15 protein-coding genes are annotated in these 15,200 nt (G+C 68.4%); all 15 read right to left on the bottom strand.

Annotation, left to right across the window (positions count from 1 at the left end):
• Positions 1-38: 38 nt before the first annotated feature.
• Positions 39-1,226: an elongation factor Tu gene (gene tuf / locus EDF27_RS04930; RefSeq protein WP_123700880.1), complete on the bottom strand. Its 1,188-nt coding sequence runs from the start codon at positions 1,224-1,226 to the stop codon at positions 39-41.
• A 156-nt stretch (positions 1,227-1,382) separates the two neighbouring features.
• Positions 1,383-3,500: an elongation factor G gene (gene fusA, locus EDF27_RS04925; RefSeq protein WP_123654832.1), complete on the bottom strand. Its 2,118-nt coding sequence runs from the start codon at positions 3,498-3,500 to the stop codon at positions 1,383-1,385.
• A gap of 87 nt (positions 3,501-3,587) precedes the next feature.
• A complete protein-coding gene (rpsG, locus tag EDF27_RS04920; protein WP_056121395.1) occupies positions 3,588-4,058 on the bottom strand; it encodes a 30S ribosomal protein S7 in 471 nt (156 codons plus the stop codon).
• Positions 4,059-4,063: 5 nt separating this feature from the next.
• Positions 4,064-4,432: a 30S ribosomal protein S12 gene (gene rpsL, locus EDF27_RS04915; RefSeq protein ID WP_058728453.1), complete on the bottom strand. Its 369-nt coding sequence runs from the start codon at positions 4,430-4,432 to the stop codon at positions 4,064-4,066.
• A gap of 293 nt (positions 4,433-4,725) precedes the next feature.
• Positions 4,726-5,907 (bottom strand): hypothetical protein, encoded by a 1,182-nt coding sequence (locus EDF27_RS04910; protein ID WP_123700881.1) that lies wholly within the window; start codon positions 5,905-5,907, stop codon positions 4,726-4,728.
• 123 nt (positions 5,908-6,030) lie between these two features.
• Complete coding sequence (locus EDF27_RS04905; protein ID WP_123700883.1) at positions 6,031-6,453, bottom strand: DUF6121 family protein; 423 nt, start codon at positions 6,451-6,453, stop codon at positions 6,031-6,033.
• A 71-nt stretch (positions 6,454-6,524) separates the two neighbouring features.
• A complete protein-coding gene (locus tag EDF27_RS04900) occupies positions 6,525-7,055 on the bottom strand; it encodes a hypothetical protein (protein ID WP_132047575.1) in 531 nt (176 codons plus the stop codon).
• Positions 7,056-7,280: 225 nt separating this feature from the next.
• Positions 7,281-8,015: a type 4a pilus biogenesis protein PilO gene (pilO, locus tag EDF27_RS04895; protein WP_123700885.1), complete on the bottom strand. Its 735-nt coding sequence runs from the start codon at positions 8,013-8,015 to the stop codon at positions 7,281-7,283.
• 5 nt (positions 8,016-8,020) lie between these two features.
• Positions 8,021-8,791, bottom strand: a complete 771-nt coding sequence (locus tag EDF27_RS04890) for a hypothetical protein (RefSeq protein WP_123700886.1) — start codon at positions 8,789-8,791, stop codon at positions 8,021-8,023.
• A complete protein-coding gene (gene pilM / locus EDF27_RS04885; RefSeq protein ID WP_123700887.1) occupies positions 8,788-9,840 on the bottom strand; it encodes a type IV pilus assembly protein PilM in 1,053 nt (350 codons plus the stop codon). Before pilM ends, EDF27_RS04890 begins: the two co-directional genes overlap by 4 nt.
• A gap of 22 nt (positions 9,841-9,862) precedes the next feature.
• Positions 9,863-10,714: an A24 family peptidase gene (locus EDF27_RS04880; protein ID WP_123700888.1), complete on the bottom strand. Its 852-nt coding sequence runs from the start codon at positions 10,712-10,714 to the stop codon at positions 9,863-9,865.
• Positions 10,711-12,549 (bottom strand): hypothetical protein, encoded by a 1,839-nt coding sequence (locus EDF27_RS04875; protein WP_123700889.1) that lies wholly within the window; start codon positions 12,547-12,549, stop codon positions 10,711-10,713. Before EDF27_RS04875 ends, EDF27_RS04880 begins: the two co-directional genes overlap by 4 nt.
• Positions 12,549-13,253: a prepilin-type N-terminal cleavage/methylation domain-containing protein gene (locus EDF27_RS04870; RefSeq protein WP_132047573.1), complete on the bottom strand. Its 705-nt coding sequence runs from the start codon at positions 13,251-13,253 to the stop codon at positions 12,549-12,551. The genes EDF27_RS04875 and EDF27_RS04870 overlap by 1 nt, the downstream gene beginning before the upstream one ends.
• Positions 13,253-14,632 (bottom strand): prepilin-type N-terminal cleavage/methylation domain-containing protein, encoded by a 1,380-nt coding sequence (locus EDF27_RS04865; protein WP_123700891.1) that lies wholly within the window; start codon positions 14,630-14,632, stop codon positions 13,253-13,255. The genes EDF27_RS04870 and EDF27_RS04865 overlap by 1 nt, the downstream gene beginning before the upstream one ends.
• 98 nt (positions 14,633-14,730) lie before the next feature.
• A complete protein-coding gene (locus EDF27_RS20290; RefSeq protein ID WP_123700892.1) occupies positions 14,731-15,192 on the bottom strand; it encodes a prepilin-type N-terminal cleavage/methylation domain-containing protein in 462 nt (153 codons plus the stop codon).
• Positions 15,193-15,200 lie beyond the last annotated feature (8 nt).

The following is a 15,200-nucleotide window of genomic DNA, read 5'->3' as shown; positions in this document are numbered from 1 at the left end:
GCCCGAAGGCCCGACCCCGCTCGCGCAGGTAACGGAAGTTACTTGATGATCGACTCGACGGTGCCGGCGCCGACCGTGCGGCCACCCTCACGGATGGCGAAACGCAGGCCCTCTTCCATGGCGATCGGCTGGATCAGCTCGACCGTCATCGAAACGGTGTCGCCGGGCATGACCATCTCGGTGCCCTCGGGCAGCGTGATGACGCCGGTGACGTCCGTGGTGCGGAAGTAGAACTGCGGGCGGTAGTTCGCGTAGAACGGGTTGTGACGGCCGCCCTCTTCCTTGTTCAGGATGTACGCGTTCGCCTTGAACTCGGTGTGCGGCGTGACCGAACCCGGCTTCACGACGACCTGACCGCGCTCCACGTCCTCACGCTTGAGGCCACGGATGAGCAGACCGGTGTTGTCACCCGCGACTGCCTTGTCGAGCAGCTTGCGGAACATCTCGATGCCCGTGACCGTGGTCTTCTGGGTCGGCTTGATGCCGACGATCTCGACCTCGGAGTTGAGGTCCAGCTCGCCGCGCTCGACGCGACCGGTGACGACGGTGCCACGACCGGTGATCGTGAAGACGTCCTCGATCGGCATGAGGAAGGGCTGGTCCGTGGCACGCACGGGGTCCGGCACGAACTCGTCGACCTGGGCCATGAGGTCCTGGACGGACTTGACCCACTTCTCGTCGCCCTCGAGCGCCTTGAGCGCCGAGACCTGCACGACGGGGGCGTCCTCGTCGAACTCCTGCGAGCCGAGGAGCTCACGGACCTCGAGCTCGACGAGCTCCAGGATCTCCTCGTCGTCCACCATGTCGGACTTGTTCAGTGCGACGACGATGTACGGCACGCCGACCTGGCGGGCGAGCAGCACGTGCTCACGCGTCTGGGGCATGGGACCGTCGGTGGCGGCGACCACGAGGATCGCGCCGTCCATCTGGGCCGCACCGGTGATCATGTTCTTCACGTAGTCGGCGTGACCAGGAGCGTCGACGTGCGCGTAGTGGCGCTTCTCCGTCTGGTACTCGACGTGCGAGATGTTGATCGTGATGCCGCGCTGGCGCTCTTCGGGGGCGTTGTCGATCTGAGCGAAGTCACGGGCCTCGTTGAGGTCCGGGTACTGGTCGTGCAGAACCTTGGTGATCGCCGCCGTGAGCGTGGTCTTGCCGTGGTCGACGTGACCGATGGTTCCGATGTTGACGTGCGGCTTGGTGCGCTCGAACTTGGCCTTGGCCACTGTGGGTCCTCCTCAGGACTCGGATGCGACACCACCGGGAGCATCCCGATCCGGGGTGCTGCACCGTTGGTCCGCGGTGTGTGTGTCTTTACTTTACTTGGTGGCGAGGGGCCCGTCGCCGGGCTCCCCCGCCTGTGGAGAACACGCTCGGAAGCGTTATTCGCCCTTGGCCTTCGCGACGATCTCCTCGGCGACGTTCGACGGGACCTGGTTGTAGGTCTCGAAGGTCATCGAGTAGACGGCACGACCGGAGGTCTTCGAACGAAGGTCCCCGACGTAGCCGAACATCTCGGACAGCGGCACGCTCGCGCGGACCACCTTGACGCCCGAGGCGTCCTCCATCGCAGCGATGTTGCCACGACGGGAGCTGAGGTCACCGATCACGTCGCCCATGTACTCCTCGGGCGTGCGGACCTCGACGGCCATGATCGGCTCGAGGATGACCGGACCGGCCTTGCGGGCCGCTTCCTTGTACGCGATCGAGCCGGCGATCTTGAACGCCATCTCGGACGAGTCGACGTCGTGCGCCGCGCCGTCCTTGAGGGTCGCCTTCACGCCCACCGTCGGGTACCCGGCCAGGATGCCGACCTGCATGGCGTCCTGGATACCGGCGTCCACCGACGGGATGTACTCACGGGGCACGCGACCACCGGTGACGGCGTTCACGAACTCGTAGACCTTCTCGGAGGTGACCTCCATCGGCTCGAGCGCGATCTGCACCTTCGCGAACTGACCGGAACCACCGGTCTGCTTCTTGTGGGTGTAGTCGTAGCGCTCGACGACCTTGGTCAGGGTCTCGCGGTAGGCCACCTGCGGCTTGCCGACGTTGGCCTCGACCTTGAACTCACGCTTCATGCGGTCGACCAGGATGTCGAGGTGGAGCTCGCCCATGCCCTTGATCGTGGTCTGACCGGTCTCGGCGTTGAGCTCGACGCGGAACGTCGGGTCCTCTTCGGCGAGCTTCTGGATGGCCGTGGAGAGCTTCTCCTGGTCAGCCTTCGTCTTCGGCTCGATCGCGACCTCGATGACGGGCTCCGGGAAGGTCATCGACTCGAGGACGACCTGGTCCTGCGGGTCGCAGAGCGTGTCGCCGGTGGTCGTGTCCTTGAGGCCGATGACCGCGTAGATGTGACCAGCGGTGACGGCGTCGACCGGGTTCTCCTTGTTGGAGTGCATCTGGAAGATCTTGCCGATGCGCTCCTTCTTGCCCTTGGTCGAGTTGATGACCTGTGCACCGGACTCGATGTGACCGGAGTACACGCGGACGTAGGTGAGGCGACCGAAGAACGGGTGCACCGCGACCTTGAACGCGAGCGCCGAGAAGGGCTCGGAGGCATCCGGCTTGCGGATGATCTCCTTCTCCTCGTCCTTGACGTCGTGGCCGATCATCGGCGGGACGTCGAGCGGCGACGGCAGGTAGTCGATGACCGCGTCGAGCATCGGCTGGACACCACGGTTCTTGAACGCAGAACCGCAGAGGACCGGGTAGAGCTCGGAGTTGACGGTGAGCGAACGGATCGCGGCCTTGATCTCGGCGACCGAGAAGTCGGTGTCGCCCTCGAGGTAGCGCTCCATGAGCTCGTCGTTCGCCTCGGCCACGCGCTCGATGAGCTTCTCGCGGTACTCGGCGGCACGGTCGACGAGATCCGCGGGGATCTCCTCGATCTCGTACTTCGCGCCCATCTGGACGTCACCCTTCGCGTCGCCGCGCCAGGTGAGTGCACGCATCTCGACCAGGTCGACGACGCCCTCGAAGGAGGACTCCGCACCGATCGGGAGCTGCAGCACGAGGGGCTCGGCGCCGAGGCGCTTCACGATCGTGTCGACGGTGAAGTAGAAGTCCGCGCCGAGCTTGTCCATCTTGTTGACGAAGCAGATGCGCGGGACGTTGTACTTGTCCGCCTGACGCCACACGGTCTCCGACTGGGGCTCGACGCCCTCTTTCCCGTCGAACACGGCGACCGCACCGTCGAGGACGCGGAGCGAACGCTCCACCTCGACCGTGAAGTCCACGTGACCCGGGGTGTCGATGATGTTGATCTGGTTGTTGTCCCAGAAGCAGGTCGTCGCGGCCGACGTGATCGTGATGCCGCGTTCCTGCTCCTGCGCCATCCAGTCCATCGTGGCTGCGCCGTCGTGGACCTCACCGATCTTGTGCGTGATGCCCGTGTAGAACAGGATGCGCTCGGTCGTCGTGGTCTTGCCAGCATCGATGTGCGCCATGATGCCGATGTTGCGGACCTTGTTCAGGTCGGTGAGCACGTCCTGTGCCACAGGGTTCCTCCGGAAGAGTTGTAGGAGAGATGGCGTCCGTCAGGGCGCCGGGGTTCTTGACCGCCGGCGCCCGGACGATGCCGGTGACTACCAGCGGTAGTGCGCGAAGGCCTTGTTCGACTCGGCCATCTTGTGGGTGTCTTCACGACGCTTGACAGCGGCGCCGAGACCGTTGGACGCGTCCAGGATCTCGTTCATGAGGCGCTCGGTCATCGTCTTCTCGCGACGAGCCTTGGCGTACGAGGTCAGCCAGCGCAGGGCCAGCGTGTTCGCACGGTGCGGCTTGACCTCGACCGGGACCTGGTAGGTCGAGCCACCGACGCGGCGGCTGCGGACCTCGAGGGTCGGTCGGACGTTGTCGAGCGCCTTCTTGAGCGTGACGACGGCATCCTGCTGGTTCTTGGCGGTCACGCCTTCGAGTGCGTCGTAGACGATGCGCTCGGCGAGACCCTTCTTGCCGTCCAGGAGGATCTTGTTGACGAGCTGGCTGACGATCGGGGCGCCGTAGACGGGGTCTGCGACGACCGGGCGCTTGGGGGCCGGTCCCTTACGAGGCATCTAACTCAACCCTTCTTCGCGCCGTAGCGGCTACGCGCCTGCTTACGGTTCTTGACGGCCTGCGTGTCGAGGGCGCCACGGATGATCTTGTACCGCACACCGGGGAGGTCCTTCACACGACCGCCGCGCACGAGCACCATCGAGTGCTCCTGGAGGTTGTGACCCTCACCGGGGATGTAGGCCGTGACCTCGGTGCCGTTCGAGAGCTTGACACGAGCGACCTTGCGCAGTGCCGAGTTCGGCTTCTTCGGGGTGGTGGTGTAGACGCGGGTGCACACACCACGCTGCTGGGGGTTCGCCTTGAGTGCCGGCGCCTTGGTCTTGACGACCTTGGGCGTACGACCCTTGCGAACCAGCTGCTGAATAGTAGGCAACTGTTCTCCTGGTTCTTCGCTCGTGTTCTCTGTCCGACGCGGTCCGTCGGCATCCTCGCCCACGCAGACGGCCGCCGATGAGGGCGGGCCGTGGATTGGGGGCGGACAGTCCGGGCGTGGTCTCAGACCCGCCGGACTTTCAGGCGCGCCCGAGGGCGCACACCCAAGAGAGACTACCCGCGTCACCGTGCGAAATCAATCCCGGCCACCCCGCCGGGCGGGCGGTCGTGCGGGAGGGGTGTCGAGCCTCCAGGCCGGGGTCCGAGACGACCCCCGCCGGGCGTGCCCCGGTGTCAGGAACCGGACTCCGTCGAGCCGTTGCCGATCGCCGAGACGAACGTCGCGCCGCTGTCCGAGAAGCCGGTGATGTAGCCGCTCGCGTTGACGTTGATCGGGCCGGCCTTCGCCGTCCCGGTGCCGGACGGGCCGGTGAAGTCCGCCGTGAACGTGGCCGAACCGTACGACGACGTCGAGACCATCCACCCCTTCGACAGCCATCCCGACACCTTCACCGTCGGGCGGGAGTCGAGCGTCCACTTCTGGTTCGTGTAGGTGTTCGCCGGGTTCTCGCCGTAGGCGTAGAAGCTGCAGCCGTCCGGCGTGGTCGAGGTGGACGCGATGCAGGCGTCGACCCAGGCGTCCACCGCCTTCGTCGCGGCACTTGTTCCGTCGTCCGTCAGGGTCGTCGTCAGGGTGACCGGCTGTGCGGCCGCACTGCCGAAGCCCGTGACCTCGGCCGTCGTGGCGTCCGCGGAGAACCACTTGCCGCCGTCCACCGCCACGTCGTACGTGCCGGGCAGTGCCCGCAGCGAGACCGCACCCGACGAGTTCGTGGTCGCCGATGCGCCGGCGACGTCGACCGCGGTCTTCGCCGGCCCCTGCACGGTGACGTCGACGGTCGCGAGGTCCGGTGCCTGCAGCTCCCACTTCGGGAACACGCCCCAGTCCGTTCCGGTCTTGTCGAGCGTGAACGTCGTCGCGACCTGCTTGCCACCCTGCGTCAGGTACGCACCGACCTTCGCGGTGTCGCCGTCCGTCTGCGTCGCGGTGATCCGGTACGACGTGACCCGACCCGTCGCCTTGGCGTAGGCGGCGTCCGTCAGCAGCACGTCCGACTTGCCGTGTTCCACCCCGGCGTCCTGCAGCGCGGCGTCCACCTTGCCGGCCGTCAGGTCGTCGAGGAAGGCCTGGACGGGGCGGTCGGGCGAGTGCGTGCTCGAGCCCACCGAGTAGCCGACGATGCCGGCGACGGCCAGGAGCACCACGGCGGTCCCACCGGCGACCAGGCCGATGAACTGGCCGCGGCGGAGCCGGCGACGGGGGCGCGGCGGGACAGCCGGCTGGGCGGTGCGGCCGGGCTGGGGCGCTTCGGCCGTGCCGGTGATGTCGGCGACGAGCGGGACGGCACCCCAGCCGTCCGGCTGCTGGTCCGGCTGGTGCTGCGGCGCTCCCGGCGTCGTCGGCTGGTCGGTCATGGTCCCCCCGTTGCATCGCTGCCGGGTCGGTCATCCGGCAGCATCGAGCCTACCGGCGTGGCCCGCCGGTCTCCGGGTCTGCTTCGGCTGGTGCCGTCACTGCGGCTGCTCCGGCTGGTGCCGTCACTGCGGCTGCTCCGGCTGGTGCCGTGCCAGGGCGATCCCGCCGACCACGGACACGAGCGCCACCACCACCGAGCCGACGACGAACGGGCCGAGCGCGTAGCCGGCGGGGAAGACCAGGAGCTCCGTGACGTCCTGGCGGATCAGCGTGTAGCCGACCGCGCCGACGCCGAGCATCACCAGGTAGGAGGTCGCGGCCGCCACCAGTCCGGTCACACCGGGGTTGCCCTCCGGGATCCCGAGGGCGGTCGCGACGAAGACGACGACCGCTCCCCCGAGGACCATGGCCGGGCCGAGGTAGGGGGTCGCATCGGTCTGGGAGATCACCTCGACGTTGGCGAGGAGCGCTTCGAACCCCGTCACGGCGATCACGAGGGCGATGAAGAGGACTGACGTCATCGTCGCCACGAGCCATCGGGACATGGAGCGATCGTATCGCCGGTGGCGGGTGCGGCGTGGCTCGTGCGGCGGTGGTTCCGCGCTGGGGCCGCGGGTCAGGTGACGGGCTGCTGGTCGCGATCGAGTTGCTCGTCGCGATCGAGCTGCTCGTCGCGATCGAGCTGCTCGTCGCGACGGGCGCGCTGCTCGCGCTGCTGCTCCTGCGCCGCGCTCACGAGCGCGAGGGCGATCGCGGCCGTGATGACGGGGACGCTCTCGGTCATCGGGGCGGCTGGTTCCGGCTCGGTCTGGAGGCTCGGGGTGGCGTCCGCGGCGTCGGTCGCGCCCGGCTCGTGCTGGCGGACGGCGGGACCGATCACGGGCAGCACCGCGGTCGTGGCCGGCGGCTCCGTGCTGAGCTCCTGGTGCGTCACGACGCCGTCACGCTTCGAGGTCGCGCGCGCCCGCGCCATGCGGACCAGCACGACCACTGCGACGATCGCCCAGATGCCGTTCACGATGGTCGAGGGGATCGCGTGGTGCGCGGCGACGTTCACCGCGACGGCGACTCCTCCGACGAGGTTGAAGAGTTGGTAGACGGGGCCGTTCGGCAGCTTGCCCGTCGAGAAGAGTATGTAACCAGCCAAGACGGTTACGGCTCCGAACCAGCCGAGGAATTCCACGATTCCAGACAACACGCGCGACTCCGGCACGACGAGGAACGGCCGATTCGAGCCGGCCGTTCGAGAGGGTGTGACGAGCCGCAGAACGCGGCATCGGGAGCATCGTAGGCACACCGACAGGCGTTGCGGAAGAGGGCTCGGCGTGGCGCCGGTTCCCCCAGTTGGCGGGGGTTTCCTGGAGGGGTCCGGTCAGCCGTTCGTGGGGGTGGCGGCGGGGGTCGACGCGGCGGTTCCGGCGCTCCGGTCCAGCACGTAGATCGAGCCGCCGAAGGTCCAGGTGGACTGCGCGGAGGTCGAGCCGTCGTCGCCGCTCTTCTCGGCCGAGGAGATGGTGGTGATGAGGAAGAGACGGCTCCCCGTCTGCATGCCCTTGACGAAGGACAGCGCCTGGTCGAAGGTCCCGTCCACGGCCACGGTCACCGGCACCACGGAGAAGTCCGTTCCCGTGATCGCGGCGTTCGTGGTGACCGTCGGCGAGGTGGGGGCCGCCGGCGCCGTCGGGGTCGCGGTGGCCGTCGCCGAGCTCGTCGCGGTGTCGCCCGCGGACGTGCCGCTCGTCTCTGCCGCCGAGGCGGCGGGCGCGTAGGCCGTGGCGTCGCTCGTCGTGTAGGACGACACCTGCATGCCGGAGGCCGTCGCGACGGCGTCGATCTGGTCGATGAACGCCGAGATCCCGGCGGAGTCCGGGACGGACGCCGACAGCTGGGCGAGGCGCTTCTGCATGGCAGGGAGCTGCTCGGCCTGCTTCCGCAGACGGTCGAGTTCGTGCTGGCTCGATGCGTTGCTCTGCTCGACGGTGGCGCGCTGGTCGTGCGCGGTCGACGCCTGTGCGAGCTGCGGCTGGACGGCGAGGAAGAAGCCGCCGACGGCGACGACGGCCATGGCCACGAAGGCGAGCAGGAGGCTCAGTCGGTTCCGGGACATCGCGCTCAGCCCTTCTTCGCGGCGTAACGGTCGTCGTACGCCTTCTCATCGAGGTGGATGGTCATGTTCACCGTGTAGCCGCTGGACGTGTCGTCGCGGGTCACGGAGTTGGCAGATGCATCGACGAACCCCGTCACGCCGCGGAGTGCCGTCAGCCAGTCGGGCACCGACGGGAGCGTCGTGCTCGTCGCGTCGATCGTGAGCGTGGCGATGCGCTGCCCCTGCAGCGGGTCGTCGGACTGCGCGTACGCCTCGGTCGCCGACGCGGAGTCGATCGCGACCCCGACGATCTGCACACCGGCCGGGAGCTTGCCCTGCACGGACTGCAGCGTCGCGGACCAGTCGATCTCGGTCGCACCGCCGACCTGTTGCGAGGCTTCGAGGAGCGTCGAGTCGCGCTCCGTGGTGCGGACGTCCTTGTACTGCAGCTGCTGCTGGAGGAGCGTGGAGGTCTCCGCCTGGGCGGCAGTCAGGTCGTCCTCCGCGGACATCCGCGTCAGCGCTGCCGATCCCGCGCCGATCCCGACCGCCAGGGCGACGACGACGACGCCGGCCCAGGCACGCCGGACCGACGCTCGCTGACGCCGGTGCACGTGCACCTCACTCGGGAGGAGGTCGACCCGGGGAGTGCCTCCGACGACGAAGGGAACGGTGCCCCGCCGCGGACGCTTCGTGGTCTCCCGCGTTGCCTTCTCGGTCGGCGTGCTCTTCCGGCCGAGCCGCTTGCGCGGGGCGGTTGCTCCGTCGACCGACGGTGCGTCGATGATCTCGGTCATGCTGCTCGGCTCCCGACCGCGAGGCTCCAGGCGACGGAGATCGCCGGGCCTCGCTCACGAAGGACTTCTGGCGAGATGCCTCGCCCGGCTCGTGCGGACACGAAGGGGTTGCCGATCGCCACGGGGAGTCCGGAGAAGTCCCCGAGCCCCTCCCGGAGGCCGGGGAGCACGGAACCCCCACCGACGAGGACGATGCTCTGGACCGGCTCGTCTGCGCGGGTGTTCGCGAAGTAGTTCACGGTGTTGCGGATGCTCTGGAGGAGCTCGCCGACGGACTCGCGCGTCGCCGCCACCGCACGGAGGTCGTCCGGCGTGCGCGGCTGCCCGGACAGGCCGAAGTGCCGCTTGACCGCCTCGGCCTCGGGGAGGCCGATCTCGAGACGGGCGGCGATCGTCTTCGTGACGTCGTCACCGCCGGTGGGGATGATGCGGACGAACTTCGGGACCCCGTCGGTCGCGATGACGACGGAGGTCGTGTTCCCCCCGCAGTCGACGATGGCGACCGTGCCGGAACCGGCGACCCGCGGAGCGAGCATCCGCGTCAGGGCGAACGGGATCAGGTCCACACCGACCGGGTTGAGCCCGGCGAGCTGCGCGGCGCGGACGTTGGCGAGCACCGCGTCCTTGACGGCGGCGACGAGGAGACCGTGCACGACGGGACCGTTCTCGCCGATGCCCTCGGACGTCGGGTAGAAGTCGAGGATCGCGTCGCCCACGGGCACCGGGAGCATGTCCTGCACGAGGAAGGGCAGCGACTCGCGGATCTGGGCCAGCGGACCGCGGGGGACGGTGAGGTCACGGGAGAGCACACGCTGGTTGCCCATGCCCAGGACGACGTCCCTGCTCCGGAACCTGCCGACGGACCAGAGCGACCGGATCGCGCCCGCGACGGTGTTCGCCTCGAGCACCTCGCCGTGCTTCGTCGCGTCGATCGGGATCGGGACCTCGGCGAACCGCAGGATCGTCGGGACCGCCTTGTCGACGTCCGCGACCTCGACAGCGCGGATCGCTTCCGAGCCGATGTCGATGCCGACCACGTTCTTCGCCATGTCGTGTTCCTTCCGAGGCCCGTCAGGCCAAGCCGATGAGACGGAGGTAGGCGTCCCAGATCGCGGTGCCGCAGAACGCACCGATCCACGCGCCGAGCAGCATCCACGGTCCGAACGGGATCCCGGTCGAGCGGCCCGTGCGGCGCACGAGCACCAGGCCGATGCCGAAGGTACCGCCGAGCAGGAACGCCGCGAAAGCACCCACTGCGAGGGGGCCCCATCCGAGGTACGCGAGCACCAGCCCGAGCGCCCCGGCGAGCTTCACGTCACCGAGACCCATCCCGCGGGGCACGGCGATCGCGAGCAGGAGGTAGACGCCGCCGAGCACCGCCATGCCGCCGAGCCCGCGCACGAACGCTGCCCAGTCTCCGGTGAGGACACTGCTGCCTGCCAGCAGGACCGCGAGGACCGGGTACATCGGCAGCACGATCCGGTTCGGCAGTGTGTGGGTGTCGAGGTCGATCATGGCGAGCGCGACACTCACCGCCATCACGTAGAGCAGCGCCACGAGGAGGACGGCGTGCCCGGCGAAGGCCCGCGCGTCGAACGCTGCGGTCGCCTCGGTCGGGAGGAACCGGACCGCCACCACCAAGAACAGGACCGCGGTCGCCATCTCCACCAGCGGGTACCGGACGGAGATCGGCTCGGAGCAGTCCCGGCACCGCCCGCGGAGCAGCAGCCACGACAGGACCGGCACGTTGTCGAACCCGCGGATGGCGTTCCCGCACCGCGGGCACGACGAGGCCGGCGCGACGACCGACATCCCGGCCGGCACGCGGTACACGACGACGTTGAGGAAGGAACCGATCGCCAGCCCGAGGACGGCGCCCAGCCCGACGATCATCACGATCAGGGGCAGCAGTGCAGCGGTCATGCGATCGGCGCCCCGTTCGCGTCGTACGCCGTCTTCGATTCGACCTGGTTCGCGACCCGGTAGGTCGTGACGGTCGGCTGCGGGAACTTCGGTGGGGTGTAGGTCGCGAGGCTCGGGTCGAACTTGTAGGCCTTGTCGTAGCCCTGACCGCTCGCGAGCCCGACGGCTCCGCGGAAGTTCTGCGCGATCGAGCCGCTGACGGTCAAGGTGCCACGACCGCTCGTCGAGCCCCTCGCCCAGTTCTGCACGGCGAAGGTTCCCTGGTTCGAGAGGATCGCGGCGTCGATCTCGCGGTTCGCGGCGAGGATCGTGCTGCCGTCGGCGTTGATCGGGTTCCACACCCAGACGGCGCGCTGTCCGATGAGCCCGAGGACCGTCGACGCGGAGCGGGTCGTCGGGTACTTGATGTCGCCGGTGACGTAGGCGTAGTTCTCCGCGGCGATCGTCACCGCCTTGTCGACGGTGCCCTGCACGAAGGCGTCGCCGCGGTCGCAGCCGTACGGCGTCGACAGGTTCACGATGTTCGTGCCGCTCCCCGCGGTCGGTTCGACCTCCGAGGTCGACCGCGACCCGGTGGACCGCGGGAACCCGACGCCGTTCGACGTCAGGTTCGTCCAGCTGTTGGCTCGGGTCGTCGAGTCGCATGCCGTGGCCTGCGTCTTGTAGGTGGACGCGTCCCAGCGGTTCGGGTCCGCCGTGGTGCCGGCAGCGCGGGCCGCCGGCTCGTTCTGCACGTAGATCATGTTGTTCTTCGGGATCGCCACGGTCGCCCCGGCCGTGCTGTGGAGCGCGTCGATCCCGCCGCACTTGGCGGACGCCTGCCCGGCCGTGATCGTGGCCCCGGAGACCGCACTCGCGCCCTTGATCGTCGTCATCACCGTGAGCGGTGAGACCACCGTCATCGTGCCGTCACCGTTGAACGTGATCTTCGTCGGCCCGGTGTACAGGCAGCCGGTTCCTTCGACGGTGCTCGTCGTGGCCGTCAGGTCGTAGCGCATGTAGTCGCGGAGGTCACCGATCGTCGACGGCGGCGTCAGCGTCGAGACGGTCGTCGGGTTGGACGCGAACTGCGCCGCGGCCGTCCCGCACCCGGAGCTCGTCCAGCTGTAGACGCTCTGCACCGTGCTCTTGAACTGCGAACCGCAGATCTTCAGCTGGTCGTTCGAGCGGACCGGCCCCTCGAGCACGTCGTTCGGGCCGAACTGGATCTGGTCACACGTGGACGACGTCGCGGCAGGCCGGTACGCGGTCGTGCACGCGCTGCTGCCGGTCCCCTTCTCGTTGGTGACGGTCGGGTCGCCGGCTTCGTAGTTCGTGAAGTACAGGTAGTTGGAGAACCCGTCCGGTCGCACGTTCGCCACCACCGTGCGCGTGGTCGATCCCGAGCGCCCGGTGGCCTGCAGACGGATGACGCCCTGCGCGGAGAGCTTGCTGTTGTCGACCGCGTACCGGTAGGACTCGTCGCTCGCCGAGCCGTCCGCACCCGGGACCGACACCCAGGCCGCACCGGACTGGTAGTTGAAGGCCGTGTTGCTCCCGGTGCCCTTCGAGAACACGCTGCCGGAGGCCCGGCTGAACGGCGCGTTCGCCTGACCGTAGAGCCCGTAGGTGTTGTCGGCGTTCAACCGCGACTGGTAGTCCGCGACCCCCGCGTACGCCGCGGCGATCGCGCGGTTCCACGCCGTGTCGGTCGTCGTGACCCGCGCGCCGCTCGTGGCGACGGAGACCATCGTCGCCACCAGGAGCATCACGACGGCGCCGATCCCCACGACGGCGACCAGGGCGATCCCGCGCTCGTCGTCGCGGGCGCGGAGGCGTCGGAGGAGACGGATCATCACGGGGCTCCCATCACGATGTTCGGCATGCTCGTCGTGTTCGACAGGGTGACTGCGCTGGCGTCCGAGGTGCTCTTCCCGACCGTGACCGCCACGTCGACCGACCGGATGTTCGGGAGATCCGCAGCCGCGACCGGTGTCGTCGGGGATCCGAGCACGCCGTTCGACCCGTCCCGGAAGACGAACATCGCGCTGTTGACCGCCGGGGACGCGAGGGTCCTCGTCGAGGTCGGCGTGGTGGAGAGCGTCGCACCGCTGTTGAGCGGGAAGGAGTAGTACGAGCTGTTGCCGGACACGGCGGTACCGACCCACTTCTTCTCGGTGATCGTCTTCGCGACGGGGTCGAGCGTCAGCTGGACCTCGACCGCCTGGGACAGCGTCGAGTCGAGGTTGACGTACGCGAAGAACCGCACCGAGTTCGTGCTCGCGTACTGGAACGCGTACTGCGAGTCGTCGCCCGTCGGCACCGGGTTGTCGGTCGCCGCACGGAGCATGCGGCCGATCTCGTTCATCGCGTTCGACGCGACACGGGTGTTGGTGCTGACAGAACTGGCCGTGTTCGATGCCTTCTGCGACGAGATGAGGAACGACCCGGCGACCGTCAGCACGATGAGCGAGAGCGTCATCGCGACGAGGAGCTCGACGAGCGTCAACCCACGCTCGTCCCGCCGCGCGACGTCGAGCCGCCGCCGGAGCGCGCGCATCACGAGCCGCTCACGATCCGGGGGTCCAGCGTGACGACGTTGCCGCTCACCGAGACGTTCACGTTCGTCACGTTCGGGTTCGCCGCGACCACGGGGTTGTTGGAGCTGAGGAGTCCGGCGAGGGCCGTCGTGCCGCGGAGCGTCCACGTGCCGTACGGCAGCGCCACCGTCGTCGCCGCAGTGGACTTGAGGCCGGTGAAGTAGTACGTGGTCGACGGCGAGCAGCCGGGGTCCCCGCCGCTGACCGCGGTGGTGTTCTTCACCGTCGCCACGAGCACGGTGTCGATCCCGCTCATCTTCACGTCGATGATCCCCATCGGGGCGCGAGCCGTCGCCGTCGTCGCGCTGGTCGGGAGGACCCCGGGCTGACCGTTCACGTCCGTGAAGATGTTCGGGGACACCACGAGGTTGTTCACCGGGGTCGTCCACTCGGTCGGGTCGACGTCCTTGCACGTGCTGGTGTAGCTGCCCGCGACGGCCGTCCAGCCGTCCGTGTACGGGAAGAGCGTCGTCGACGTCGTCGAGATCGTGCTGACGCGGTCCGCGTGGCGGAAGCTCGTCGTCATCGACGTCGGGAGCTTCGCGGTGCCCTGCGTGAGGTTGAGCGGTGCACCGACGCTGACGCTCAGCGCCTGGTCGTAGAGGAAGGACTTGTTGCCGATGCCGCCCGCGGTGGTCGTGATGTTGTACGTCGGCGCCGTGGCGCCGGACTCGTCGACGTTGCCGCTCTTGCTGATGGCGATCTTGTACGTGCCCGGCGTCACGCCGAGGGCGTAGCTGCAGCCGTTGCCGTCCGTGGCGGCAGGCTGCGCTGCCAGGCTGGTGGCGCCGCCGGACACCGGCGTGATGTTCACGGCGACGTTCTCGTTCGGGCCGCCGCTCGCCGTCCGGACTCCGACCACGATCGTGGAGCCGCTCGCACTCGAGACGGCTGCCGGCGGGGAGATGAGGGTGTCGAGGACGACGTTCTTCTGGCGGGGCGAGGTGCCGCTCGTCCAGGAGACCGTGATCGCGACGCGTTTGTAGGAGAGGACCCCGGAGCCGGCGCCGCACGAGTTGTCCGTGCCGTCGGAGTTGATCCAGTTCGTGGTCCGCTTGACCGTGTACCCCTGGGTCCCGACGGTCTGCGTCCGCGTGTCGTCGTCGAGGGTGAAGACGTCCTTGGTGCTGCGTGCCGCGTCGAGCGCTTGGTTCGCGAGGTTGAGTGCCGCTTCGCGGGAGCGGTTGTCCTGCGTCAGGTACATCGTGGAGACGATCCCGGCAGCGACGCCGGCAGCGATGATCGCGAACACGGTCATCGCGACCATGACCTCGATGATCGTGAACCCGTCCTCGTTCTCACGCGCCGCGCGGAGGCGGTCGACGATGCGCAGCAACATGCTCTCTGCCTCTCTGCCTCTCTGACGCGGGGGTGTCCGGGTGGTGGTGCGACAACGGGCCGTGACGGTCGTCACGGCCCGTTGTCAGGGGGTCAGGGTCAGCAAGAGCCGTCCGTGACTCCCTCGTTGTCGGTGATGTGGAACACCTTGGTCGTCTTGCTGTTCGCCTGGACGCAGAACGAGGTAGCGGAGACGTACTTGTACTGCAGGTTGATCGTGTTGTCGCTGAGCGATGCGCCGTTCGACTTCAGATCAGCGGGGATCGTGCCGGTCACGGCATTGGTCGTGCCGTCGCGAGTCAGCGTGACGTTCGTCGCGTAGAGCGACCCGTTGTTGGTCTGGTACGCGACCAGCGCGGTCTTCCAGTTCGTGATGTCCGACTTGGCCGAGCTGTCCTTCGCGTTGTTCGTGATGCCCAGGTACACCGGGATCGCGATGGCGGCGAGGATGCCGATGATGATGACGACGACGAGGAGTTCGATGAGCGTGAAGCCCTTCTCCTTGTCCTCGAGGAGACCCTTGCGGCGAGCGTTCAGCTTGCCCATGAGAGCGAAGTACATGGCTGGTC

The sequence above is a fragment of the Curtobacterium sp. PhB136 genome (assembly GCF_004346855.1).
Lineage (GTDB): Bacteria > Actinomycetota > Actinomycetes > Actinomycetales > Microbacteriaceae > Curtobacterium.
The sequence above is the reverse complement of the archived record's forward strand: the minus strand, read 5'-3'. Positions and strand labels throughout refer to the sequence as shown.